The sequence below is a fragment of the Fictibacillus nanhaiensis genome, assembly GCF_036213205.1.
GTDB classification, from domain to species: Bacteria; Bacillota; Bacilli; order Bacillales; family Fictibacillaceae; genus Fictibacillus; species Fictibacillus nanhaiensis_E.
In genome coordinates this window covers 39,790-60,906 of record NZ_JARMFC010000022.1, presented here as the reverse complement: position 1 = coordinate 60,906, position 21,117 = coordinate 39,790, and the positions used below count along the sequence as shown (strand labels likewise).

Below are 21,117 nucleotides of genomic sequence, written 5' to 3'. Positions count from 1 at the left end.
TTCAAAGAACTGTGTGTTTCGTGTGTCGCTCGTTTTGGCGACTTTTATAAGATACCACCGTTGGCCAGTTGATGTCAACAGCTTTTTTTAGTGATTCTTATTTTGTTTATTCCGTTTGTTTCAGCCGCTGTAAAAGCGACAAGAAGTAATATACCATCTTCTTAATAATTTGGTCAATAGTTTTTTGAAAAAAAGTTAATTTCTTTGTTTTCGCCTTAAATATCTTCTGCAATCAGATGGCTTAGCGAACCTGCAGAATAAACGATAAAGTGTCTGATATCTCTCTTCTAATACAGATTTAACAATGGCATCAATCTTTTTGTCTTCAAGATCATACCTTAGTTCTTCCATTTCCTTTTTTAAAATATATTCAAACTCATACAGCTCTTGATGATTTAACAACATTCCTACTAAAGACAATAGACGACACCCCTCATATTTGTTCTTTTACCATTATGGCCATGAAAAGTTGGAGTTATTATTTTATCGGATTGTCTAAATTTTCGGTATATCTTGTCCCTTTCATCATAGATATCTTGTAAGGAAGATGGACAGGGGGTAGATGGTTTTATGAAATTTTTCTTTGTTATTAACGGCAAGAAAATGAAACAATACATGGTTGTTGTATTTGCAGCGTTCTTTGCTGCCTCCCTTGCATTCGTAGGTCAGCAGCAACTATCTGTGTTTTCATCAAAAGATGGACCCCGTGCGATTTATAAGGGAGAAGAACAAGGAAACAAAATATCTCTCACGTTTGATATCAGCTGGGGGGATAAACGGGTTACACCGATTTTAGACGTCTTAAAGGAAAAGGGAGTTAAAAACTGTACCTTTTTCATATCGGCCGCTTGGGCTGAACGTCATCCTGAAATCGTCGAACGCATTGTAAAGGATGGTCATGAAGTAGCGAGTCTCGGTTATCAATACAAAAGCTATACAGATTGGGAAGATAAACAGATCAAACGGGATATTCTTTTAGCTCAGGAGAAAATTAAAAAAGTATCAGGGAAAATGACTTCTCTTATACGACCGCCAAATGGGAATTTTGATGAGCGTGTCTTGAACATCTCAGAAGACCTCAACCACACTGTCGTTCATTGGAGCATTGACACGAAGGATTGGAAGAACCCTGGAGTGGATCGGATCGTTACAACTGCTACAGATGAGACGAAAGCAGGAGACATCATCTTGCTTCATGCATCCGATTCAGTTAAGCAAACGCATAAAGCACTTCCAACAATTATCGATAAACTCCGAGACGATGGATTTAAATTTGTAAGTGTAAGTGAAATGATTGCGAATACCGAGGCAAACAGTAAAGAAGTTAACTGATGAATGAAAGAAAAGCCCATGCCTTATAAGGCAGTGGGCTTTGTTTGTTTCGTTGATTTAGATTGATGTGACTGCAACAGTCGATGCAGCATTAGTATTTGATACGTATTACAAAGCATGATCGGAACAAAGCCCATCCAAAGCGAAAGGGTGTTGTTTTCTTTTAACACCGGTACCCATTCTAAGATAGTTACGACTGTAATAAAGAAAAGCGTTGGGATAAACGCTACACTCGATGTTTGTTTTACTTTTACATAGGCAATGACCAATCCGTAAGCTAAAATTGCAAGCGGAATTAGAATGTAATTAACGAGGCTGTCGCCTTCGTTGTGAAAAGATGTATATCGTAAATAGAAAAGATCGAAAAGTACGACCGCAATCAAGACAAGTTGTACTCCATTCCAAAGGCGATGGCTTTTAAAAATACCGAGTCCAAAACGGTGAACGGTTAAATAAGCAAAAAAGCCCATCTGACTAAATACACTGAACAACGCGCCGAAACCGATCAATCCAAAAATATATAGAAGTACTTCTAAAGCGCTGCTGCCCTCAGGAAATTTTAATATAAGACCAACTGTGATTGCACTAACAATCCCAATTAACAATGTGGTAAAGAATAAAAAGATCCAGCTTCTAATTTTCACGCGTGTTTTCCCCCTCTAACATGCTCCGTAACGATTGTACCAATGTCTTTTTTAAATTGCCAGTTTTCCTTTAAATAACCAGTATAAATACGTGCTAAAAATCAATCCTATAAGTATCGAGCTCAACTTGAAAGGAGGAGGAATTACATTGAAAAAAATATACATTTTCCTCTTTTGTATCTCTTTTGCTGTTCTTTCGGGCTGTGCTCAAGAAGCCCAAGGCAGTTCACAGGTCGATTACGAAGCAACGAAAAAAATGCTTGTCGATCTATTGAAGACAGATGAAGGAAAAAAAGCCATCAAAGAAGTTCTATCTGATAAAGAAATTCAGCAAGATATACTCATTGATCAAGAAGTCATCAAACAGACGATTGAAAAGCAGCTTCTTTCTGAAAAGGGCCAAAAGTTTTGGCAGACCCTTTTTAAAGATCCGAAGTTCTCAGTAGCATTTGCAAAAAGCATGCGAAAAGAACATGAGAAATTGATGAAGGACCTCATAAAAGATCATCAGTATCAAGCGGAAGTGATGAAAATCATGCAGAACCCGCAAATGGCAGAGAAATTATTGTCACTTGTTGATACACAACCAGTTAGAAAAGAAATGAAAAAAGTGATGCTTGAAACATTCGAGAGTCCGATCGTACAAGCGCAAATTCAAGATATGCTAAAGAAAGTAGCACATGAAGAGATTGATCAATCTATCTCTAAAAAAGGAAAAGAAGCTTCGTCATCTGGCGGCGGACAAGAGCAACAAGAAGAGTCCACAAGCCCGCAATAAAAGCCTCCCGACAACCGGAAGGCTTTTTCTTTTTCTTTAGTTTGTTTTATCGATGATTTTCTTTGCCATCTGAATGTAGTGTTCACCGATCGGATGTGTTTGGTCATATACACTTGGCGCAAAATCATCTTCTCTTATTTCAGGCTGACCAAGCGGTATTTGTCCTAGCAACGGTACATTCAACTCTTCTGCTAAACGCTTTCCGCCGTCTTTACCGAATACATATTCTTTCTCACCTGTCGATCCACTTTGGAAGTAAGACATGTTCTCAACGATACCAAGTACTTCATGATTTGTCTTGATCGCCATCGTTCCCGCTCGAGCTGCTACGAATGCTGCTGTAGCATGAGGTGTTGTTACGATTACTTCTTTACACTTCGGAAGCATCTTATGAACATCCAGCGCCACATCACCTGTACCTGGCGGCAAGTCCAGGAGAACATAGTCTAGATCTCCCCACTCCACTTCGCTGAAGAAGTTCATGAGCATCTTCCCAAGCATCGGTCCACGCCAGATAACGGGTGCGTTATCTTCAACGAAAAATGCCATAGAGATTACTTTTACATCAAAACGTTCAACCGGAAAGATACGATCTCCTTTTACTTTCGGACGCTCAGTAATTCCCATCATATCTGGCACACTGAATCCGTAGATATCAGCATCGATCAATCCGACCTTCTTTCCAAGCCTTGCAAGAGCAACGGCTAGGTTAACAGAGACAGTTGATTTCCCTACGCCACCTTTACCACTTGCAATCGCGATGAATTGCGTCTTGCTGTTTTCGGAAAGAAGAGTAGTTGGTGCACTCTGTTCTGCCGCTTCACTCGGATTAACAGCCGTAATGTCGTCTCTTTTTTCAAAACGAAGTCCAACAGATTCCGCGCCAGCGTTCTTTAACACTTGAACGATCTGCTGCTGAAGCTGCATTTGTTCGGGCGTTCCTGTATGTGCTAAGCCAATTTTCAGCCCCACATATCCTTCTTTTATCTTCAACTCACGAATACTCCCTGAGTCGACCATGCTTTTATGTAAATAAGGGTCTTGAATAGGACCTAACAGCTCGATGACTTTTTCTTCTGTAAGCACATAGACACATCCTTTACCTGTAAAATTCCTTTTCAGTATATCATAACCCCCACCTACAATCATGTAAGCGGTTTTTTAGATGTGTGAATTTCACTCAAACGAGGAAGCTCGCTAAAGTATGTACGAGCACTTACTGTCGTCTTTTATGAAAATACTGTCCACTTATTGAAATTTACTGTCCACTTTCAAAGAAATACTGTCCACTTTTACATATTTACTGTCCACTTCGATATTTTTACTGTCCACTCCAAATTACTCGCCCGGACAGCGTTGCAACTGGATAGAAATCAACAATAAGAAACACCCCCTCTAATCAAGAGGAGATGCTGGTGGTGTTTCATTTGTATAAAAGCGCAGCATACCTTGATAGATTGATGCCGCTATACTTTTTTGGTACGATTCTGTTTTTAACAGCTCGCGTTCTGATGGATTGGATAAGAAACCGACTTCGACGAGCGCTCCTGGCACTTCTGCCGTTCGAAGCAAGTATAGACCTTCTATGGATTTTGCAAATCGGTTCGTATTATTTAAATTTCGTTTGATTTCGTCTTGAATGAATTTAGATACAGCTTCTCCGCCTTCTTTTCCAGGATGATAAAAGACTTGAGCACCTCTCCAGCGGGATGAAGGCAAAGAATTGAGATGGATCGATATAAATAAGTCCGCATGATTTTCGTTAATAATTCGTTTTCTTTCTTTTAAATCTTCATACTTGCGATGACGCAATTTTTTTGTACCTTCGTTCGCGAGATCTGTGTCCGTCTCTCGTGTCATGATAACCAGTGCTCCCGCTTCTTGTAAATAATCTCGAAGCATAACGGAAATGTTTAATGCGATCTCTTTTTCAAGAACTTCTCCATCACCAACAGCACCACCGTCAGCACCGCCATGGCCTGGGTCGATTACGATAATCTTTCCAGAGAGCGGCATGTTCCACGAGCGCCACGAATCATCATCTAAAAAATGATAGGTGAAAATAAAGATAAGGACAGCGCATCCAAGTGCAAATGCGGCTCCCTTCACCCACTTCTTCATGTTTCGTCCCCCTATACAAGCCATATAACATTATGTATATGGGACAAGAAGAAAATTATAACTATTATTGCAGCTTCATGCGATAGCGTTTTTCGCCGTTTTTGTAGCCTTCCATCCACCAGATGTGAACGAATGCCTCACAGCAAAGATGAAGAGATTCCATCATCATCTCAGTTCCCCAGCACCAGAACTGCCAATATTCAAAAAGACCGTCTGCGATTGCCTTTTGTTTAGCATATGCTCGTTCTTTAATCTTTTCTAACGTTTCTCCATGATACGCAAACCGACTATAACCTGCGCCTAAAAGATAAGAATCAATCGCCATGTCGATGCACGCATCCTCTATATCATTTTGATAAAGAAGCGAGTATTGAAAAAAAGGTTGAAACAAACGCTGAAATTCTTTTTTTATGGTAGCAAGAGACAAGTCCCGAAGTACTTTTCGCTCGAATGTTTCTTTTTTGAAGCGCTGCTTTTCTTTAAAGTTGTTTAATACGATTGCCATTATTACCTCCCCTTTCATCATGTTGTGTTTTCCATATCTATATTTTCTCCAGAGATAGCTTCACGACACTTCATAAAAGATGGGAATAATAACTCTTTACTGCCTGCGACTGGGATATATGCAGAACAAAATAAGATCAGCCGTTAGACTTAATTTTTCTGATTTCGACTTAATTATTTTAAATTTAGACTTAATTATTTGGATTCAGGCTCAATTTTCTTGATTCAGGCTTAATGGTCTCAGAATTAGACCCAATCTTCCCTAATCAGAGGCGATTCATCACAAACAAAAAAACCCCGCTCTCTAAAAAAGAGAACAGGGTTTTTTTGATAAACGTAATAAAAATTAACGTTTTGAGAACTGAGGTGCACGACGAGCGCCTTTAAGTCCGTACTTCTTACGCTCTTTCATACGAGCGTCACGAGTAAGGAATCCAGCTGCTTTAAGAGATCCGCGGTACTCAGGATCTGCTTCTAGAAGCGCACGAGAGATACCGTGACGGATAGCTCCTGCTTGTCCAGTGTATCCACCGCCATGAACAGTAACTAATACGTCATACTTGTCAGTTGTTTCAGTTGTGTTAAGTGGTTGCTTAACGATAAGCTTTAAAGTTTCTAATCCGAAAAATTCGTCAATGTCACGTCCGTTGATTACGATACGGCCTTCACCAGGAACTAATCGTACACGCGCTACGGAGTGCTTACGACGTCCAGTGCCATAATATTGTACTTGTGCCACGTAAATACCCTCCTTTTTATCCGCGTAACTCGTAGTTTTCAGGTTTTTGTGCTTGGTTGTTGTGCTCAGCTCCAGCGTAAACGTGAAGCTTTTTGAACATTTGGCGACCAAGGCTGTTCTTTGGAAGCATACCTTTGATTGCTAGCTCAAGCATTTGAACTGGACGAGTTGTACGCATTTCTAATGCAGTTCTCGTACGCAGTCCACCTGGGTGACCAGTGTGGCGGTAGTAAATTTTGTCTGTTAATTTCTTACCTGTTAATTCAATCTTCTCAGCGTTGATGATGATTACATGATCACCAGTGTCAACGTGTGGTGTATAAATAGGCTTATGCTTACCGCGAAGGATAGATGCAACTTCACTGGATAGACGTCCAAGTGTTTTGCCTTCAGCGTCGATCACAAACCATTTACGTTCTACTTCAGAAGCTTTCGCCATGAAAGTCGTACGCATGTGTTTTCCCTCCTGTATCTTCAATCAAATTTCATTATATTCATGTGAACATTTCCCGAGATATCTACACGGGGCATGTGGACGATATCTGTAGAAATACCAAATAATATCTTATAATATATAAACAACGATGTCAAGCGTATCCTAAATATTATTCCGTTTTATCTTCATATTCTACATGAAAGAGATAGAGTCCGTTTGCCGGAGCTGTTTTTCCAGCGAGCGCACGGTCTTTGCTTTTAATAATCGCTGAGATCTCCTCAGTTTTTCGCTTTCCTTGACCAACTTCTAAAAGTGTACCAACAAGTATGCGAACCATGTTATATAAAAAACCACTGCCTCTTACCTTCAGCGTTAGGACGTTGCCTTCTTCCTCAACATCTAAAGCAAAGATCGTACGAATTTTATCTTCCACTTCCGACTTTGCTGATGAAAATGAGGTAAAGTCATGTGTACCTAAAAATAACGATGCAGCTTGCTTCATATCCTCTACGTTTAAGGAGTAAGGGAAATGAAACATATGATTTCTTTGAAAAATATCTGGTTGCTTACTTCTTAAAATTTTATAGTGATACTCTTTACCTGTTGCAGAGAAACGAGAATGAAAAGAATCACTGACCATCTCTACGTCTTTTATTAGAATATCATTCGGAAGCATCGCATTCAATGCCTTCCCCCAAGCTTCAGAAGGAATCTCCATGGGTGTATCAAAATGAAACACTTGACCGATGGCATGAACACCCGCATCTGTGCGTCCTGAGGCATAGATTCCTACAGGTTCCCCTTTGTGCATCTTTTGCAGCACGGTCTGAATCGTTCCTTGTACCGTTCTACCGCTAGGCTGTATTTGGTATCCAGCAAAATCCGTACCATCATAGGCTACGGTTACTTTCATACGAGCCATGTTCAATCTCCTTTTAATTTCGTAATAAGAATAGCGAAAGAGACAGCAATGCTAATAAAAGCAGTGCAAACGTATCACGCTGATGCCATTCTAGTGCACGAAGTCGGGTTCTTCCTTCACCACCACGGTATCCTCTTGCTTCCATCGCAAGAGCGAGTTCTTCAGCCCGCTTAAACGAAGAAACGAATAACGGAACTAACAGCGGTACAAAAGCCTTTGCTCGTTCTTTGATCGGTCCGCTCGTGAAATCAGCACCACGTGCCATCTGCGCTTTCATGATTTTTTCCGTCTCTTGTAAGAGTGTTGGAATAAACCTGAGTGAGATCGACATCATCAATGCGAACTCATGAACAGGAAGTTTCCACTTTTTCAAAGGTCCCAACAAGTGCTCTAATCCATCAGTTATATCAATTGGTGTTGTTGTTAAAGTTAAAAGTGACGTCATCATAACAAGCAGCAAAAGCCTTAGTGCGATGAATATCCCTTGAATCACTCCGCCTTCATAAATTTCAAGAAAGCCCGCTTTATAAAGCAGATCGCCTTCTTTTGTTAAGAAAATATGCAAAAGCATCGTAAAAACTACGAGTAAAAGAATAGGCTTTAATCCTTTGTATAAAAAACGAAATGGGACTTTTGATAAACTGATCGTTACAAACGTAAATGCGATCAGCAGTCCATAAGTCAGCCAATTGTTCGCCAAAAAGACGATAAACAAATAAAAGAAGGCAGCAATAAGCTTCGAACGTGAATCCATTCGATGAAGTGGAGAGGAAGCTGGGTAATACTGCCCGATAATAACATTCTGCAGCATATTAGTCCCCCCTCTTCTTCAGACTCTGACTAACTTGTTTAGCCAGCTCTTCCACTGTAAACTTTGATAATTCGAGATTCAGACCAGACTTCTCGTTCCACTTTTGTAAAAACTGAACGGTCTCTGGGACATCTAATCCTGCTTTCTTCAAAGCTTCTCGCTCACTAAAGATAGCGGTCGGCTTACCATTCAGATACAGTTCGCCTCTATGCATCACAGCGATCTCGTCTGCGTATCTCGACGCATCCTCCATGCTGTGAGTAACAAGTATCGTAGTAAGGTTGTTTCTTTCATGCAGGGAATAGAACAGCTCCATTATTTCAACACGCCCTGCTGGATCTAGACCTGCTGTAGGCTCGTCCAAGATCAGCACTTCCGGATTCATAGCAAGGACACCCGCAATCGCCACACGGCGCATCTGGCCACCGCTCAAGTCGAAAGGAGACTTGCTTAGAACATTCTCTGGAAGTCCTACCATCTCAATTACTTTAGCAGCAGTTCGCTTCGCGTTTTCTTCTGAAACACCAAAATTACGCGGCCCAAACATAATATCTTTTTCTACCGTTTCTTCAAAAAGCTGATGCTCAGGATACTGAAAAACGATTCCGGCTTTTTTTCGAAGTGATTTCAAATCTTGCTTCTTACCCCCAGCTTTAAGTTCAGTACTACCCATCTTTATCGAGCCTGCTGAAGGCTTTAACAATCCGTTAAGATGTTGAATAAGCGTAGACTTTCCAGAGCCAGTGTGCCCGATCAAAGCAAGGAAAGTACCATCCGCGATGTCGAGGTTAATATCGTGCAGTGCACGCCTCTCAAACGGAGTTCCCTCCATATATTTATGCTCTAGACGGTTTATGCTAATTTCCATAATGCATTCACCAGCTCTTCCTGCGTTAAATAGCTTTTATCAAGCTCCATACCTTGTTGGCGAAGAGCCTCACTTAACTTTAGTGAAAACGGTAAATCCAGACCGGCCGATTTCAACAGTTCGCGCTGCTGAAAAATGTCTTCAGGTATTCCCTCAGCTGCCTTCTCTCCCATTTTCATGACGACAACTCTGTCTGCACTTAGCGCTTCCTCTAAATCATGAGTGATAGAAATGACAGTGATGCCCTCTTTTTTATTCAGTTCGCGCACAGTCTCGATCACTTCAATTCGACCGATCGGATCGAGCATCGATGTCGCCTCATCCAAAACGATAACAGAAGGTTTCTGTGCCAATATACCGGCTATTGCCACTCGTTGCTTCTGCCCACCGGATAATTGATGAGGTTCCTGGTTTAAGAAAGCTTCCATTCCCACTCTCTCTATACTTTCATTGATACGCTTTACCATCTCGTCTCGCGGAACGCCGAAATTCTCAAGACCAAACGCGATATCATCCTGTACACTCGTTCCAACGAACTGATTATCTGGATTTTGAAAAACCATCCCAACAAGTCTTCTTATTTCCCAGATATCGTCTGGACGGCCTGTCGTGTACTCTGAGACATATACAGCACCCTCATTGGGCAACAGTAGCCCGTTGAGCATCTTTGCCAACGTTGACTTCCCAGAACCGTTATGGCCCACGATAGATAGCCATTCCCCTTTATGAACGTCTAACGTTACACCCTTAAGCGTAGGTGTCTCTTCTCCCGGATAATTAAAGGTCACATCTTTAACGGTAATGATGTTTTCCATGTGACAATCCTCCCCTTAACTGCTGCTCATTCTAAGCTGCTCTCTGCTCGATATTATTCTTTAATAAAATTGTTGCTTTCAAAAAGTTTGAGCTTCATTGACTAGTTGATTGGAGCGCAAGGTGCGAGACTCCTGCGGGACAAGCGGTCAAGTGAGACCCTTAAGGGCGCAAAGCGGCAAGGGGCTCACCGCCTGCCCCGCGAAAAGCGAGCACCTGGAGCGCAAATCAACCTTTCGAAAATCTACTCGGATTTTCGATAAAATAAAAAAGGGCAAGATTGTCATTGAAGACTTGATCCCGCCCTTTCATACGTTTTATTAAACTAATTCAATGATAACCATTGGTGCACCATCACCACGGCGAGGGCCGATTTTTGCGATGCGAGTGTAACCACCGTTACGCTCTGCATAGCGAGGTGCAAGATCACTGAAAAGCTTTTGTAGAGATCTTTGTCCAGACTCAGCGTCTGCTACTTCGTTACGAAGGAACGATGCAGCTTGACGGCGAGCATGAAGGTCTCCACGCTTACCAAGCGTAATCATTTTCTCAGCAAATTTACGAACTTCTTTTGCACGTGCTTCTGTAGTTTCAATACGCTCGTTGATGATTAAATCAGTAGCTAAATCACGAAGCATTGCTTTACGAACCGCAGATACACGACCTAACTTTTGGTATCCCATGCTTGTATTCCCTCCTCTGCGCGTTTCTCTCTCGTCTTGAAAAAGCGCGTATTACGAATTAATCGTCAGCGCGTAATGAAAGACCTAGCTCTTCAAGTTTCTCTTGAACTTCTTCAAGAGATTTCTTTCCAAGGTTGCGTACTTTCATCATGTCTTCTTCAGACTTATTCGCAAGTTCTTGAACTGTATTAATGCCAGCACGCTTTAGGCAGTTATAAGAACGAACAGAAAGATCAAGTTCTTCGATCGTCATCTCAAGTACTTTTTCTTTTTGGTCTTCTTCTTTTTCTACCATAATCTCAGCGTTCTGAGCTTGATCTGTTAAGCCAACAAAAATGTTTAAATGTTCGCTAATGATCTTCGCACCAAGAGAAACTGCTTCCTCTGGACGAATGCTCCCATCTGTCCATACATCAAGCGTTAGCTTATCATAGTTTGTTACTTGTCCTACACGAGTGTTTTCCACTTGATAGTTCACACGCGAAATTGGCGTGTAAATAGAATCAACAGGAATAACTCCGATAGGCAGGTCTTCGCGTTTATTGCCTTCTGCCTGTACATAACCACGACCACGTTTTGCATGAAGCTTCATTTGGAAATGAGCTCCTTTTGCTAGTGTTGCGATATGAAGATCCGGGTTAAGGACTTCAACATCGCTGTCATGCGTAATGTCGCCAGCTGTTACAACACCGTCACCTTGTACATCGATTTCAAGTGTCTTCTCTTCATCAGAGTAAATCTTCATTGCTAGTTTCTTTAAGTTTAAGATGATGGTTGTAACATCTTCAACTACACCTTCAACTGTAGAGAACTCATGCAATACGCCATTGATCTGAATAGATGTAACTGCTGCACCAGGTAGTGAGGACAACAAGATACGACGCAAGGAGTTGCCTAGTGTAGTCCCGTATCCACGTTCAAGTGGTTCAACAACAAACTTTCCGTATGTGGCATCGTCGCTGATTTCAACCGTCTCAATTCTTGGCTTTTCGATTTCGATCATTCAACTGAACCCTCCTTCAAACGTCGAATCTCGGCTGGAGATTTCCAGCCGAAATTCCCCATAGGCATTCCGACTTATCATTTACCAAAACGTTCACTATAACCATTATAGACAAGTTATAGAAATATATACCGTGTATATTGTTACACGCGACGGCGTTTTGGCGGGCGGCAACCGTTGTGAGGTACAGGAGTAACGTCACGAATAGCTGTTACTTCTAAGCCTACCGCTTGAAGGGCACGGATTGCTGCTTCACGTCCAGCACCAGGTCCTTTAACGGATACTTCCAACGTTTTCATACCATGTTCCATTGCAGTTTTACCAGCTGTTTCAGCTGCCATTTGTGCTGCGAACGGAGTAGACTTACGAGAACCTTTAAATCCTAGGTGACCAGCAGTCGCCCAAGAGATTGCGTTCCCGTGCGTGTCAGTGATCGTAATGATCGTGTTGTTGAATGTAGAACGGATATGTGCTACGCCGACTTCAACATTCTTTTTGACACGACGTTTACGTGTATTAGTCTTACGTGCTTTTGCCATTTAGAGTTTACCTCCTTTACTTACTTTTTCTTATTCGCTACTGTACGACGAGGTCCTTTACGAGTACGGGAGTTGTTCTTCGTGTTTTGACCACGTACTGGTAATCCACGACGATGACGAACACCACGATATGCTCCGATCTCGATTAGACGCTTGATGTTTAGTGATACTTCACGACGAAGGTCACCTTCCACTTTGTGTCCATCGATGACTTCGCGGATTTTATTTAATTCATCTTCAGTAAGATCACGAACGCGTGTATCTTCAGAAACTCCAGCTCCAGCAAGAATTTGCTGTGCTTTTGTTTTACCGATACCGAAGATGTATGTTAAAGAGATTACTACTCGCTTATCACGAGGAATATCTACACCTGCAACACGTGCCATAATTTTTGCACCTCCTGTATATTAACCTTGTTTTTGTTTATGTTTCGGATTTTCACAGATCACCATTACAGTGCCTCTGCGGCGAATCACTTTACATTTTTCACATATTGGCTTGACTGATGGTCTTACCTTCATTGTTTATAACCTCCTTATGTCACGGAGTACATTGATTATTTAAAACGATACGTTATACGACCACGTGATAAGTCATACGGAGACAATTCTACGGTTACTTTATCCCCTGGAAGAATTCGAATGTAGTGCATACGAATCTTTCCAGAAACGTGCGCTAGAACTTTGTGTCCGTTTTCTAGTTCAACACGAAACATGGCGTTCGGAAGAGGTTCAATTACTGTACCTTCGACCTCAATAACATCATCTTTAGCCATCGACTTGATCTCCCTTCTTCAGAGCAATGACTTTCTCGTCGGAAAACTTCGCTACTGCATAACGCAATTTGCCATTGGTTACACGACCTGTTTCAAGAATGCTTTTAACAACTTCCGGAGAAGTAAAATCCAGCAGTTCTAAGTGGTTTAGGTTCTTGCGCTTGGCTCGATCAAACTTTCTCTTGTCACCATCTGCTACGAGGACGAAACGCCCATCGAGAATACCGACAATCACACCTAACCGATCTGCGTCTCTTCCTTTTAGTATCCGAACCAGTTGACCTATGTTCGGTACCGAATCAGATTCGCTTACCATCTCATCACCTTCACTTAGATCTTTGTTAAGATTTCAAAGCCTTCTTCCGTAATGACAACCGTGTGTTCAAAGTGAGCACACCATTTGCCATCCGTTGTGACAACCGTCCAGTTATCGGATAATGTTCGAACATAGCGAGTTCCCGCATTAATCATAGGCTCTATTGCTAGAACCATGCCCTTTTTCAGCACCGGCCCTTTACCAGGCGGTCCATAATGAGGAATTTGCGGGTCCTCATGTAAGTCCTGGCCTATTCCGTGTCCGACATATTCGCGAACAACAGAAAACCCTTCACCCTCAGCATACTTTTGTATCTCATGAGAAATGTCAGTTAACCGGGCACCGGCTTTTGCTTTTTCAAGTCCTTTATATAAAGACTCTTCGGTTACATCCAGAAGTTTTTGAGCTTCATCTGAAATCTCGCCAACTCCATACGTCCAAGCGGAGTCACCGTGGTATCCTTTGTACTTCGCCCCAATATCTATAGAGATAATGTCGCCATGGTTGAGTACGCGTTTACCTGGAATTCCGTGCACAAGTTCTTCATTTACAGAAGCACAGATGCTTCCACTAAAACCATTATAGTTTTTAAATGAAGGAATTGCACCTTGGCTGCGGATAAACGTATCAGCAATTTTATCCAGTTCCTTAGTAGTTATGCCAGGCTTAATGTGTTTTTTTAACTCTTGATGAGTTAAGGCAACAATGCGACCTGCCTCCCGCATGATTTCAATCTCTCGCGGTGTTTTGCAGATTATCATTTCGCCAATCCCCCAATAAGTTGGTCAATGTCTTGAAAGACTTTGTCGATATCCTGATCACCATTCATGTTTTTCAGGTAACCTTTTTCACCATAAAAATCAAGCAGTGGTTTAGCCTGCTTCATGTTTACATTTAAACGGTTTCGAACGGTCTCTTCATTATCATCTTGACGTTGGATAAGCGTACCGCCGTCTTTATCACATACTCCTTCAACCTTTGGCGGGTTGAATATTACATGATACGTGCTTCCGCATGTTTGGCAAATCCGACGACCTGTTAATCGCTGCATAAGCTGATCAGAATCTACTGAAATGTTTAACACATAATCAATCGTTCTTCCTAGCTCAGTTGTGATTTCTTCCAGTGCTTCCGCTTGGGCAACTGTCCGAGGGAATCCATCTAGTAAAAATCCTTTTTCGCAGTCCTTTTTAGAAAGTCGGTCACGTACGATACCGATTGTAACTTCGTCAGGAACGAGGTTACCCGCATCCATATACGATTTTGCCTCAAGTCCAAGAGGAGTCTCCTCTTTAATTGCTGCTCGGAACATATCTCCAGTAGAGATATGAGGTATTCCGTATTTCTCAACAATTCTTTCTGCTTGAGTACCCTTACCTGCTCCGGGTAATCCCATTAAGACTAGATACATCTAATCCCTCCATAAATCACAATCGTCTTTTTTTAAGAGCATGATGGGAAGATGAATCTTCCCGTGCTCTTATTTTATGAAGCCTTTGTAGTGTCGCTTTATCAGCTGACTCTCAATTTGCTTCATGGTGTCTAGTGCCACACCTACAACAATCAGCAAGCTTGTTCCACCAATTTGAATGGCTGGCGGAAGGTTCAAACCTGGAATTGCTGTAAAGACAACTGGCAGGACTGCAATTGCAGCCAGGAATAGAGATCCAACAAATGTTAATCGATACAGAATTCTTGTTATATAAGTTTGAGTGTTAGCTCCTGGACGAATGCCAGGAATGTATCCACCCTGCTTCTTTAAGTTTTCCGCCATTTGCTCCGGATTAACTTGGATGAACGTATAGAAATACGAGAATCCAATAATAAGGAGCGCATATATAATCATTCCGACTGGTTTCGTGTAGTCAAACGTGTTGATAATCCAAGTCGTTACATCATTCTGTCCGAAGAAGCCAGCAACAGTTCTTGGCGTGATGATCAAGGAAATCGCGAAGATAACCGGGATAACACCTGCTGCGTTTACTTTAATCGGAAGATGAGTTGACTGGCCGCCAACAGGCTTTGTTCCAACGACTCGCTTTGCATACTGAATCGGGATTTTCCGAACACCTTGTTGAATAAAGATAACACCCATAATAATGAGTACAATCGCAAGAGCAAGCAGTACAATCGTTACAATATGCATGAATAACTGATCGTTACCACCTTCAAATTGCGTTGTGAAAAGCTGGTTAACTGCTGTAGGAATAGCTGCGGCAATCCCCGCAAAAATCAGAACTGAAATTCCGTTTCCAATCCCCTTAAGGGTAATCTGCTCACCTAACCACATTAAGAATGCAGTACCTGCAGTTAAAACTAACGCGATAAAAAGATACGTAGACATACTAGGGTTTTGAATAAGTCCTGGGAAAAGATTGTTAAAACCGATAGACATACCGATTGCCTGGATAAAACCAAGAACAATAGTTCCATAACGAGTGAATTGAGCTAACTTCTTACGCCCAACTTCACCTTGCTTACTCCACTCCGTAAATTTAGGAACAACGTCCATCTGCAGAAGCTGCACGATGATCGATGCTGTAATATACGGCATGATACCCATAGCGAAAATGGAGAAGTTCTGTAAAGCTCCACCGCCAAACGTATTCAAAAAACCAAAAATGTTAGCACTGTCGCCTGTACTGAATTTCAGTACATCGCGATTTACGCCTGGTACTGGGATAAATGTTCCTAAACGGAACACTACCAGCATAGCAAGTGTAAACAATATCTTGTTTCTCAGATCACCCACACGCATAATGTTGGAGATTGTCTGGAACATTAGATCACCTCAGTAGTTCCGCCCGCTGCTTCAATTGCTTCTTTAGCAGAAACAGAGAATTTGTGCGCCTTAACTGTAAGCTTAGCTTCTAACTTGCCATTTCCTAGAACTTTAATTCCGTTTTTAAGACTGCTAACTACTCCTGTTTCGATAAGAAGTTCCGGAGTAACTACTGTGCCCTCTTCAAAACGAACTAGCTTCTCAAGATTTACAACTGCATACTCTTTACGAGTAGGGTTTGTGAATCCGCGTTTCGGTAAACGACGTGCTAGTGGATTTTGTCCACCTTCGAATCCAGGTCTAACACCACCGCCTGAACGAGAGTTTTGACCTTTATGACCACGACCACTTGTTTTACCATTGCCTGATCCGATACCGCGACCTACACGGTTGCGAACTTTACGGGATCCTTCTGATGGCTTCAACTCATGAAGTTTCATCTGAGCACCTCCTCATGATTTATTTATCTTATTAAGCTTCTAATTCTTTCACTGTTAAAAGGTGAGACACCTTGTTAACCATACCGCGGATAGCCGCGTTATCTTCGTGTACAACCGTCTGGTGCATTTTGCGTAAACCAAGTGTCTTAACAACGATACGTTGGTTTTCAGGACGGCCGATAACACTACGAGTGAGGGTGATTTCTAATTTCTTAGCCATCTAAAGTTCCCTCCTTAACCTAAAAGCTCTTGTACTGATTTACCGCGAAGTTTCGCAACGTCTTCAGCACGCTTTAAATTTTTCAAACCTTCGATAGTTGCACGAACCATGTTGATTGGGTTGTTAGATCCAAGTGACTTAGAAAGGATGTCACCTACACCAGCAAGCTCCAATACTGCACGTACAGGTCCACCAGCAATTACCCCAGTACCTTCAGATGCAGGCTTAAGAAGTACGTTACCTGCTCCAAAGCGTCCAATTACTTGGTGAGGAATTGTTGTTTTTACGATCGGTACAGTTACTAAGTTCTTCTTAGCATCTTCAATCGCCTTACGGATCGCTTCTGGTACCTCTTGGGCTTTACCAGTACCGAATCCAACGTGACCGTTTTTGTCACCAACTACAACTACTGCAGCAAAGCGGAAACGACGTCCACCTTTTACTACCTTAGCTACACGGTTAACGGTAACGACGCGTTCTTCAAGTTCAAGTTTGTTAGGGTCGATACGCATCAGGTTCCCTCCTTCGATTAAAATTCTAACCCAGCTTCACGAGCTGCGTCTGCTAATGCTTTAATACGTCCGTGATATAAATATCCGCCTCGGTCAAATACTACCGATTTGATTCCTTTTTCAACTGCGCGCTTAGCGATTTCTTGACCAATCGCTTTAGCAGCATCTACGTTTCCACCGTTTTCTACACTTACACCTTTATCAAGGGAAGATGCAGATACAATTGTTACACCTGCTTGATCATCGATCAATTGAGCATAGATGTGCTTTGTAGAACGGAATACGTTCAAACGAGGACGTTGTGCTGTTCCGCTTACAACGCGGCGAACACGAGCATGTCTTTTCTTACGAGCGACATTCTTATCTGCTTTCGTGATCATCCTTTGCACTCCTTTCCGCTACCTAACGGCTTTATTTACCAGTTTTACCTTCTTTACGGCGAACGAATTCACCTTCGTAACGAATACCTTTACCTTTGTAAGGCTCAGGTGAACGAACTGAACGGATGTTTGCAGCAACTTCACCTACACGTTGCTTGTCAATACCCTTAACGATTACCTTCGTGTTAGAAGGTACTTCGATGTCGATCCCTTGCTCAGGAACGATTTCAACAGGATGAGAGTAACCTACGTTAAGTACAAGCTTGTTACCAGCTTTGGAAGCACGATATCCAACCCCGATAATTTCTAGAGCTCTTTCATAACCGTTTGTTACACCGATTACCATGTTGTTTAGTACGCTACGAGTTGTACCATGCAATGCACGGTGCTCTTTGTGGTCGCTCGGGCGTTCCACAGTAATTTCGTTATCTTGAACATTAATCTTAATGTCAGCATTGAATTTGCGAGAAAGTTCACCTTTAGGGCCTTTTACAGAAACCGTGTTGTCATTTGCAACATCGATCGTAACGCCACCTGGAACTTCAATCGGTTTGTTACCTACGCGAGACATGTTGACACCTCCATTCGCTATTTATTACCAAACGTACGCTAGTACTTCGCCACCCATTTGTGATTGGCGAGCTTCTTTATCAGTCATAATGCCTTTAGAAGTAGATACGATCGCAATACCAAGTCCTCCAAGTACACGTGGAAGATCAGTTGATTTTGCATAAACACGTAGACCAGGCTTAGAGATACGCTTAAGACCTGAGATTACACGCTCATTGTTAGAACCGTACTTAAGGAAGATGCGAATCATTCCTTGTTTGCTATCCTCTACATATTCCACATCGCGAACAAAACCTTCACGCTTAAGGATTTCAGCTATTTCTTTTTTCATATTAGAAGCAGGAAGCTCCAATTTATCGTGACGAACAGTGTTTGCGTTGCGGATACGAGTAAGCATATCTGCAATTGGATCTGTCATAACCATTACTAGTTACCTCCTTCCCTTTTTTCAGGGTATTACCAGCTGGCTTTTTTAACGCCAGGAATTTGACCTTTGTAAGCAAGTTCTCTGAAACAAATACGGCACAGTTTGAACTTGCGGATTACTGAATGAGGACGCCCGCAACGTTCACAGCGCGTATATTCTTGCACTCCGAACTTTTGCTTGCGTTGTTGCTTAGCAATCATGGATTTCTTTGCCACGGGTAAACCTCCTTTGGCTAAAGGTTATTTTTGGAATGGCATTCCGACTTGTGTAAGAAGCTCACGTGCTTCTTCGTCAGTGTTCGCAGTCGTTACGATAACGATGTCCATTCCGCGAACTTTGTTTACTTTATCATAATCGATCTCCGGGAAGATCAATTGCTCTTTAACTCCAAGCGTGTAGTTACCACGGCCGTCAAATGACTTCTTGGAAACCCCACGGAAGTCACGTACACGTGGAAGGGAAACGCTGATTAACTTATCAAGGAAGTCATACATGCGCTCTCCGCGAAGTGTAACTTTTGATCCGATCGGCATACCTTCACGAAGTTTGAATCCAGCGATAGATTTCTTAGCACGCGTGATCACAGGCTTTTGACCAGCGATTGCTGTAAGTTCCTCTACTGCTGTATCTAAAACTTTAGAGTTGGATACTGCTTCACCAACACCCATGTTGATAACGATTTTCTCGATCTTTGGTGCTTGCATTACTGAAGTGTAATTAAACTTTTCCATTAGAGATGGTAAGATCTCTGCTTTATATCGCTCTTGTAGACGGTTCATTATGTGTCCTCCTTTCACTCTGAGACTTATTTATCTAGGGATTCACCAGATTTTTTGGCCACACGAACTTTTTTCCCATCAACTACGTTGTAGCCTACACGAGTAGGAGCACCAGTTTTAGGGTCAAGAGGCATTACGTTAGAAGCATGAATTGGTGCTTCTTGGCTAAGGATTCCACCTTGTGGATTAGCTTGAGAAGGTTTTGCGTGTTTCTTAACAACGTTCACGCCTTCAACAAGCACTCTGTTTAGCTTCGGATAAGCTTCAAGGATCACACCTTGTTTACCTTTATCCTTGCCGGAAATAACTTGTACTTTATCGCCTTTTTTCACATGCAATGGCATTGTGATGTTGCACCTCCTTACAAGACAATAAGCGCCTTGCTAGTAAATATATTAAAGAACTTCTGGAGCAAGAGATACGATTTTCATAAATTGCTTGTCACGAAGTTCACGTGCTACTGGTCCGAAGATACGAGTTCCTCGAGGACCTTTATCATCCTTAACGATTACAGCCGCGTTCTCATCAAAGCGGATGTAAGATCCGTCGTTACGGCGCATACCACGCTTAGAACGTACCACTACCGCTTTAACAACGTCACCTTTCTTAACAACGCCACCTGGTGTTGCGGACTTAACCGAACAAACGATAATGTCACCAACGTTAGCGTACTTACGACCAGAACCACCAAGAACTTTAATGCAAAGTAACTCTTTCGCACCGGAGTTATCAGCTACTCTTAAACGGGATTCTTGTTGAATCATGCGAATGGACCTCCTTTCGGATATGAGTATAATCCGAACAATTTATTAAATAATTACTGCTTCTTGTACTACTTCAACTAGACGGAATCGCTTGTCTTTAGAAAGCGGACGCGTTTCCATAACCTTTACGATATCGCCAATTTTAGCAGTGTTGTTTTCATCATGCGCTTTTAACTTTTTAGAGTATTTAACGCGCTTGTTATATAAAGTGTGAGTCTTGTATGTTTCTACAAGCACTGTAATCGTTTTGTCCATCTTGTCAGAAACAACACGACCAGTGTACACCTTGCGCTGGTTACGTTCACTCATTGTGCGAACCTCCTCTCAAGATTTAACCGTTAGTAATCCCAAGCTCTCTTTCACGTAAAACCGTTTTTGCACGGGCAATTGCTTTACGAACTTCACGAATGCGGGCCGGGTTTTCAAGTTGACCTGTCGCTAGTTGGAAACGAAGGTTAAAAAGCTCTTCTTTAAGTGCTTTTGCTTTTTGTTCAACTTCTGCAGTGGTCAGGTTACGAATATCATTAGCCTTCATTTGTGTCACCACCCACTTCTTCGCGTTTAACAAACTTACATTTTACAGGAAGTTTGTGTGCTGCAAGACGCAACGCTTCGCGTGCCACTTCTTCAGAGACACCTGCGATTTCAAACATAACTTTTCCTGGCTTAACTACTGCTACCCATCCTTCAGGAGCACCTTTACCAGATCCCATTCGGACTTCTAGAGGCTTTGCAGTGTAAGGCTTAGACGGGAAAATCTTAATCCATACTTTACCGCCACGCTTCATATAACGAGTCATCGCAATACGAGCTGCTTCGATCTGACGGTTAGTAATCCAGCTAGCTTCAAGAGCTTGCAAACCGAATTCTCCGAAATGAACTTCAGTACCGCCTTTTGCGTTCCCACGCATTTTACCGCGGTGTTCACGACGATATTTAACACGTTTTGGCAATAACAT

The 21,117-nt window shown here is 42.1% G+C and carries 36 protein-coding genes; 2 read left to right on the top strand and 34 right to left on the bottom strand.

Annotation, left to right across the window (positions count from 1 at the left end):
* Window positions 1-195: 195 nt before the first annotated feature.
* The gene (locus P4V41_RS18600; RefSeq protein WP_328086659.1) at window positions 196-420 is read right to left on the bottom strand and encodes a hypothetical protein; all 225 of its coding nucleotides are present in this window, start codon (window positions 418-420) and stop codon (window positions 196-198) included.
* Between the two features lie 150 nt (window positions 421-570).
* On the opposite strand from P4V41_RS18600, the gene pdaB reads away from it, so the two are divergent.
* The gene (gene pdaB, locus P4V41_RS18595) at window positions 571-1,332 is read left to right on the top strand and encodes a polysaccharide deacetylase family sporulation protein PdaB (RefSeq protein WP_328086658.1); all 762 of its coding nucleotides are present in this window, start codon (window positions 571-573) and stop codon (window positions 1,330-1,332) included.
* A 23-nt stretch (window positions 1,333-1,355) separates the two neighbouring features.
* Here the strand turns inward: pdaB and P4V41_RS18590 are convergent, their stop codons facing one another.
* Window positions 1,356-1,976, bottom strand: a complete 621-nt coding sequence (locus P4V41_RS18590) for a KinB-signaling pathway activation protein (RefSeq protein ID WP_328086656.1) — start codon at window positions 1,974-1,976, stop codon at window positions 1,356-1,358.
* A gap of 148 nt (window positions 1,977-2,124) precedes the next feature.
* Here P4V41_RS18590 and gerD point away from each other — a divergent pair, with 148 nt between their 5' ends.
* On the top strand, window positions 2,125-2,754 hold the full coding sequence (gerD, locus tag P4V41_RS18585; RefSeq protein ID WP_328086655.1) for a spore germination lipoprotein GerD: 630 nt from the start codon (window positions 2,125-2,127) through the stop codon (window positions 2,752-2,754).
* A 36-nt stretch (window positions 2,755-2,790) separates the two neighbouring features.
* On the opposite strand, the gene P4V41_RS18580 is transcribed toward gerD, so the two are convergent.
* From P4V41_RS18580 to rplP, 32 genes are all read right to left on the bottom strand, one after another.
* On the bottom strand, window positions 2,791-3,840 hold the full coding sequence (locus P4V41_RS18580) for an Mrp/NBP35 family ATP-binding protein (RefSeq protein WP_328086654.1): 1,050 nt from the start codon (window positions 3,838-3,840) through the stop codon (window positions 2,791-2,793).
* Between the two features lie 309 nt (window positions 3,841-4,149).
* Entirely contained in the window at window positions 4,150-4,875 is a 726-nt protein-coding gene (gene cwlD / locus P4V41_RS18575) for an N-acetylmuramoyl-L-alanine amidase CwlD (RefSeq protein WP_328086653.1), read from the bottom strand.
* Between the two features lie 64 nt (window positions 4,876-4,939).
* Complete coding sequence (locus P4V41_RS18570) at window positions 4,940-5,380, bottom strand: DUF2521 family protein (protein ID WP_066390704.1); 441 nt, start codon at window positions 5,378-5,380, stop codon at window positions 4,940-4,942.
* A 345-nt stretch (window positions 5,381-5,725) separates the two neighbouring features.
* The gene (gene rpsI, locus P4V41_RS18565; RefSeq protein WP_066237857.1) at window positions 5,726-6,118 is read right to left on the bottom strand and encodes a 30S ribosomal protein S9; all 393 of its coding nucleotides are present in this window, start codon (window positions 6,116-6,118) and stop codon (window positions 5,726-5,728) included.
* Window positions 6,119-6,134: 16 nt separating this feature from the next.
* Window positions 6,135-6,572, bottom strand: coding sequence for a 50S ribosomal protein L13 (gene rplM, locus P4V41_RS18560; RefSeq protein WP_066237860.1), 438 nt, complete (start codon window positions 6,570-6,572; stop codon window positions 6,135-6,137).
* 151 nt (window positions 6,573-6,723) lie between these two features.
* The gene (gene truA / locus P4V41_RS18555) at window positions 6,724-7,476 is read right to left on the bottom strand and encodes a tRNA pseudouridine(38-40) synthase TruA (protein ID WP_328086652.1); all 753 of its coding nucleotides are present in this window, start codon (window positions 7,474-7,476) and stop codon (window positions 6,724-6,726) included.
* 13 nt (window positions 7,477-7,489) lie between these two features.
* Window positions 7,490-8,287: an energy-coupling factor transporter transmembrane protein EcfT gene (locus P4V41_RS18550; RefSeq protein ID WP_328086651.1), complete on the bottom strand. Its 798-nt coding sequence runs from the start codon at window positions 8,285-8,287 to the stop codon at window positions 7,490-7,492.
* A 1-nt stretch (window position 8,288) separates the two neighbouring features.
* Window positions 8,289-9,155 carry an energy-coupling factor ABC transporter ATP-binding protein gene (locus tag P4V41_RS18545; RefSeq protein ID WP_328086650.1) on the bottom strand — a complete coding sequence of 289 codons (867 nt, stop codon included), beginning with the start codon at window positions 9,153-9,155 and terminating at the stop codon, window positions 8,289-8,291.
* Entirely contained in the window at window positions 9,140-9,970 is an 831-nt protein-coding gene (locus P4V41_RS18540; RefSeq protein WP_328086649.1) for an energy-coupling factor ABC transporter ATP-binding protein, read from the bottom strand. The genes P4V41_RS18545 and P4V41_RS18540 overlap by 16 nt, the downstream gene beginning before the upstream one ends.
* A gap of 318 nt (window positions 9,971-10,288) precedes the next feature.
* Window positions 10,289-10,651, bottom strand: coding sequence for a 50S ribosomal protein L17 (rplQ, locus tag P4V41_RS18535; protein WP_066237878.1), 363 nt, complete (start codon window positions 10,649-10,651; stop codon window positions 10,289-10,291).
* Between the two features lie 58 nt (window positions 10,652-10,709).
* Entirely contained in the window at window positions 10,710-11,654 is a 945-nt protein-coding gene (locus P4V41_RS18530) for a DNA-directed RNA polymerase subunit alpha (protein ID WP_066390697.1), read from the bottom strand.
* A 143-nt stretch (window positions 11,655-11,797) separates the two neighbouring features.
* Complete coding sequence (gene rpsK / locus P4V41_RS18525; protein ID WP_066237883.1) at window positions 11,798-12,193, bottom strand: 30S ribosomal protein S11; 396 nt, start codon at window positions 12,191-12,193, stop codon at window positions 11,798-11,800.
* Window positions 12,194-12,213: 20 nt separating this feature from the next.
* A complete protein-coding gene (gene rpsM, locus P4V41_RS18520) occupies window positions 12,214-12,579 on the bottom strand; it encodes a 30S ribosomal protein S13 (protein ID WP_066390695.1) in 366 nt (121 codons plus the stop codon).
* 21 nt (window positions 12,580-12,600) lie between these two features.
* Window positions 12,601-12,714: a 50S ribosomal protein L36 gene (gene rpmJ, locus P4V41_RS18515; RefSeq protein ID WP_007203526.1), complete on the bottom strand. Its 114-nt coding sequence runs from the start codon at window positions 12,712-12,714 to the stop codon at window positions 12,601-12,603.
* 35 nt (window positions 12,715-12,749) lie between these two features.
* Entirely contained in the window at window positions 12,750-12,968 is a 219-nt protein-coding gene (gene infA, locus P4V41_RS18510) for a translation initiation factor IF-1 (protein WP_066237890.1), read from the bottom strand.
* Complete coding sequence (locus P4V41_RS18505) at window positions 12,961-13,284, bottom strand: KOW domain-containing RNA-binding protein (RefSeq protein ID WP_066390694.1); 324 nt, start codon at window positions 13,282-13,284, stop codon at window positions 12,961-12,963. The genes infA and P4V41_RS18505 overlap by 8 nt, the downstream gene beginning before the upstream one ends.
* A 14-nt stretch (window positions 13,285-13,298) precedes the next feature.
* Window positions 13,299-14,045 (bottom strand): type I methionyl aminopeptidase, encoded by a 747-nt coding sequence (gene map, locus P4V41_RS18500; RefSeq protein ID WP_197134178.1) that lies wholly within the window; start codon window positions 14,043-14,045, stop codon window positions 13,299-13,301.
* Window positions 14,042-14,695 carry an adenylate kinase gene (locus tag P4V41_RS18495; RefSeq protein ID WP_066390692.1) on the bottom strand — a complete coding sequence of 218 codons (654 nt, stop codon included), beginning with the start codon at window positions 14,693-14,695 and terminating at the stop codon, window positions 14,042-14,044. The genes map and P4V41_RS18495 overlap by 4 nt, the downstream gene beginning before the upstream one ends.
* Before the next feature lie 69 nt (window positions 14,696-14,764).
* Window positions 14,765-16,066 (bottom strand): preprotein translocase subunit SecY, encoded by a 1,302-nt coding sequence (gene secY / locus P4V41_RS18490; protein ID WP_066390690.1) that lies wholly within the window; start codon window positions 16,064-16,066, stop codon window positions 14,765-14,767.
* Window positions 16,066-16,506 carry a 50S ribosomal protein L15 gene (gene rplO, locus P4V41_RS18485; RefSeq protein ID WP_066390689.1) on the bottom strand — a complete coding sequence of 147 codons (441 nt, stop codon included), beginning with the start codon at window positions 16,504-16,506 and terminating at the stop codon, window positions 16,066-16,068. Before rplO ends, secY begins: the two co-directional genes overlap by 1 nt.
* Before the next feature lie 31 nt (window positions 16,507-16,537).
* Window positions 16,538-16,726: a 50S ribosomal protein L30 gene (rpmD, locus tag P4V41_RS18480; RefSeq protein WP_066237910.1), complete on the bottom strand. Its 189-nt coding sequence runs from the start codon at window positions 16,724-16,726 to the stop codon at window positions 16,538-16,540.
* A 14-nt stretch (window positions 16,727-16,740) separates the two neighbouring features.
* Entirely contained in the window at window positions 16,741-17,241 is a 501-nt protein-coding gene (gene rpsE, locus P4V41_RS18475) for a 30S ribosomal protein S5 (RefSeq protein ID WP_066237913.1), read from the bottom strand.
* Between the two features lie 14 nt (window positions 17,242-17,255).
* Window positions 17,256-17,618 carry a 50S ribosomal protein L18 gene (gene rplR, locus P4V41_RS18470; protein WP_066237916.1) on the bottom strand — a complete coding sequence of 121 codons (363 nt, stop codon included), beginning with the start codon at window positions 17,616-17,618 and terminating at the stop codon, window positions 17,256-17,258.
* A 31-nt stretch (window positions 17,619-17,649) separates the two neighbouring features.
* Entirely contained in the window at window positions 17,650-18,189 is a 540-nt protein-coding gene (rplF, locus tag P4V41_RS18465; RefSeq protein ID WP_066237919.1) for a 50S ribosomal protein L6, read from the bottom strand.
* A 24-nt stretch (window positions 18,190-18,213) separates the two neighbouring features.
* On the bottom strand, window positions 18,214-18,612 hold the full coding sequence (gene rpsH, locus P4V41_RS18460; RefSeq protein WP_066390683.1) for a 30S ribosomal protein S8: 399 nt from the start codon (window positions 18,610-18,612) through the stop codon (window positions 18,214-18,216).
* A 32-nt stretch (window positions 18,613-18,644) separates the two neighbouring features.
* Window positions 18,645-18,830, bottom strand: coding sequence for a 30S ribosomal protein S14 (rpsN, locus tag P4V41_RS18455; protein WP_066390681.1), 186 nt, complete (start codon window positions 18,828-18,830; stop codon window positions 18,645-18,647).
* A 24-nt stretch (window positions 18,831-18,854) separates the two neighbouring features.
* Complete coding sequence (gene rplE / locus P4V41_RS18450; protein ID WP_066390678.1) at window positions 18,855-19,394, bottom strand: 50S ribosomal protein L5; 540 nt, start codon at window positions 19,392-19,394, stop codon at window positions 18,855-18,857.
* 26 nt (window positions 19,395-19,420) lie between these two features.
* Window positions 19,421-19,732, bottom strand: a complete 312-nt coding sequence (rplX, locus tag P4V41_RS18445) for a 50S ribosomal protein L24 (protein WP_328086662.1) — start codon at window positions 19,730-19,732, stop codon at window positions 19,421-19,423.
* Between the two features lie 57 nt (window positions 19,733-19,789).
* Window positions 19,790-20,158, bottom strand: a complete 369-nt coding sequence (gene rplN / locus P4V41_RS18440; protein WP_066237936.1) for a 50S ribosomal protein L14 — start codon at window positions 20,156-20,158, stop codon at window positions 19,790-19,792.
* A gap of 45 nt (window positions 20,159-20,203) precedes the next feature.
* Complete coding sequence (gene rpsQ, locus P4V41_RS18435; protein WP_066390676.1) at window positions 20,204-20,467, bottom strand: 30S ribosomal protein S17; 264 nt, start codon at window positions 20,465-20,467, stop codon at window positions 20,204-20,206.
* Window positions 20,468-20,489: 22 nt separating this feature from the next.
* Window positions 20,490-20,693, bottom strand: coding sequence for a 50S ribosomal protein L29 (rpmC, locus tag P4V41_RS18430; RefSeq protein WP_066237940.1), 204 nt, complete (start codon window positions 20,691-20,693; stop codon window positions 20,490-20,492).
* A complete protein-coding gene (gene rplP / locus P4V41_RS18425; RefSeq protein ID WP_066237943.1) occupies window positions 20,683-21,117 on the bottom strand; it encodes a 50S ribosomal protein L16 in 435 nt (144 codons plus the stop codon). Before rplP ends, rpmC begins: the two co-directional genes overlap by 11 nt.

Excerpts from the sequence above, each read along its gene's own strand:
- rpsM (WP_066390695.1), bottom strand. The coding sequence starts at position 12,579 with ATGGCACGTGTTGCAGGTGTAGATATTCCTCGTGATAAGCGAGTAGTA.
- infA (WP_066237890.1), bottom strand. The coding sequence starts at position 12,968 with ATGGCTAAAGATGATGTTATTGAGGTCGAAGGTACAGTAATTGAACCT.
- rplM (WP_066237860.1), bottom strand. The coding sequence starts at position 6,572 with ATGCGTACGACTTTCATGGCGAAAGCTTCTGAAGTAGAACGTAAATGG.
- truA (WP_328086652.1), bottom strand. The coding sequence starts at position 7,476 with ATGGCTCGTATGAAAGTAACCGTAGCCTATGATGGTACGGATTTTGCT.
- P4V41_RS18530 (WP_066390697.1), bottom strand. The coding sequence starts at position 11,654 with ATGATCGAAATCGAAAAGCCAAGAATTGAGACGGTTGAAATCAGCGAC.
- rpmC (WP_066237940.1), bottom strand. The coding sequence starts at position 20,693 with ATGAAGGCTAATGATATTCGTAACCTGACCACTGCAGAAGTTGAACAA.
- rplE (WP_066390678.1), bottom strand. The coding sequence starts at position 19,394 with ATGAACCGTCTACAAGAGCGATATAAAGCAGAGATCTTACCATCTCTA.
- P4V41_RS18550 (WP_328086651.1), bottom strand. The coding sequence starts at position 8,287 with ATGCTGCAGAATGTTATTATCGGGCAGTATTACCCAGCTTCCTCTCCA.
- rplN (WP_066237936.1), bottom strand. The coding sequence starts at position 20,158 with ATGATTCAACAAGAATCCCGTTTAAGAGTAGCTGATAACTCCGGTGCG.
- rplO (WP_066390689.1), bottom strand. The coding sequence starts at position 16,506 with ATGAAACTTCATGAGTTGAAGCCATCAGAAGGATCCCGTAAAGTTCGC.
- rplF (WP_066237919.1), bottom strand. The coding sequence starts at position 18,189 with ATGTCTCGCGTAGGTAACAAACCGATTGAAGTTCCAGGTGGCGTTACG.
- pdaB (WP_328086658.1), top strand. The coding sequence starts at position 571 with ATGAAATTTTTCTTTGTTATTAACGGCAAGAAAATGAAACAATACATG.
- rpsK (WP_066237883.1), bottom strand. The coding sequence starts at position 12,193 with ATGGCAAAAGCACGTAAGACTAATACACGTAAACGTCGTGTCAAAAAG.
- P4V41_RS18505 (WP_066390694.1), bottom strand. The coding sequence starts at position 13,284 with ATGGTAAGCGAATCTGATTCGGTACCGAACATAGGTCAACTGGTTCGG.
- rpsQ (WP_066390676.1), bottom strand. The coding sequence starts at position 20,467 with ATGAGTGAACGTAACCAGCGCAAGGTGTACACTGGTCGTGTTGTTTCT.
- P4V41_RS18545 (WP_328086650.1), bottom strand. The coding sequence starts at position 9,155 with ATGGAAATTAGCATAAACCGTCTAGAGCATAAATATATGGAGGGAACT.
- rplR (WP_066237916.1), bottom strand. The coding sequence starts at position 17,618 with ATGATCACGAAAGCAGATAAGAATGTCGCTCGTAAGAAAAGACATGCT.
- P4V41_RS18570 (WP_066390704.1), bottom strand. The coding sequence starts at position 5,380 with ATGGCAATCGTATTAAACAACTTTAAAGAAAAGCAGCGCTTCAAAAAA.
- P4V41_RS18495 (WP_066390692.1), bottom strand. The coding sequence starts at position 14,695 with ATGTATCTAGTCTTAATGGGATTACCCGGAGCAGGTAAGGGTACTCAA.
- secY (WP_066390690.1), bottom strand. The coding sequence starts at position 16,066 with ATGTTCCAGACAATCTCCAACATTATGCGTGTGGGTGATCTGAGAAAC.
- rplP (WP_066237943.1), bottom strand. The coding sequence starts at position 21,117 with ATGTTATTGCCAAAACGTGTTAAATATCGTCGTGAACACCGCGGTAAA.
- rplQ (WP_066237878.1), bottom strand. The coding sequence starts at position 10,651 with ATGGGATACCAAAAGTTAGGTCGTGTATCTGCGGTTCGTAAAGCAATG.
- rpsH (WP_066390683.1), bottom strand. The coding sequence starts at position 18,612 with ATGGTTATGACAGATCCAATTGCAGATATGCTTACTCGTATCCGCAAC.
- rpmJ (WP_007203526.1), bottom strand. The coding sequence starts at position 12,714 with ATGAAGGTAAGACCATCAGTCAAGCCAATATGTGAAAAATGTAAAGTG.
- P4V41_RS18540 (WP_328086649.1), bottom strand. The coding sequence starts at position 9,970 with ATGGAAAACATCATTACCGTTAAAGATGTGACCTTTAATTATCCGGGA.
- rpmD (WP_066237910.1), bottom strand. The coding sequence starts at position 16,726 with ATGGCTAAGAAATTAGAAATCACCCTCACTCGTAGTGTTATCGGCCGT.
- cwlD (WP_328086653.1), bottom strand. The coding sequence starts at position 4,875 with ATGAAGAAGTGGGTGAAGGGAGCCGCATTTGCACTTGGATGCGCTGTC.
- map (WP_197134178.1), bottom strand. The coding sequence starts at position 14,045 with ATGATAATCTGCAAAACACCGCGAGAGATTGAAATCATGCGGGAGGCA.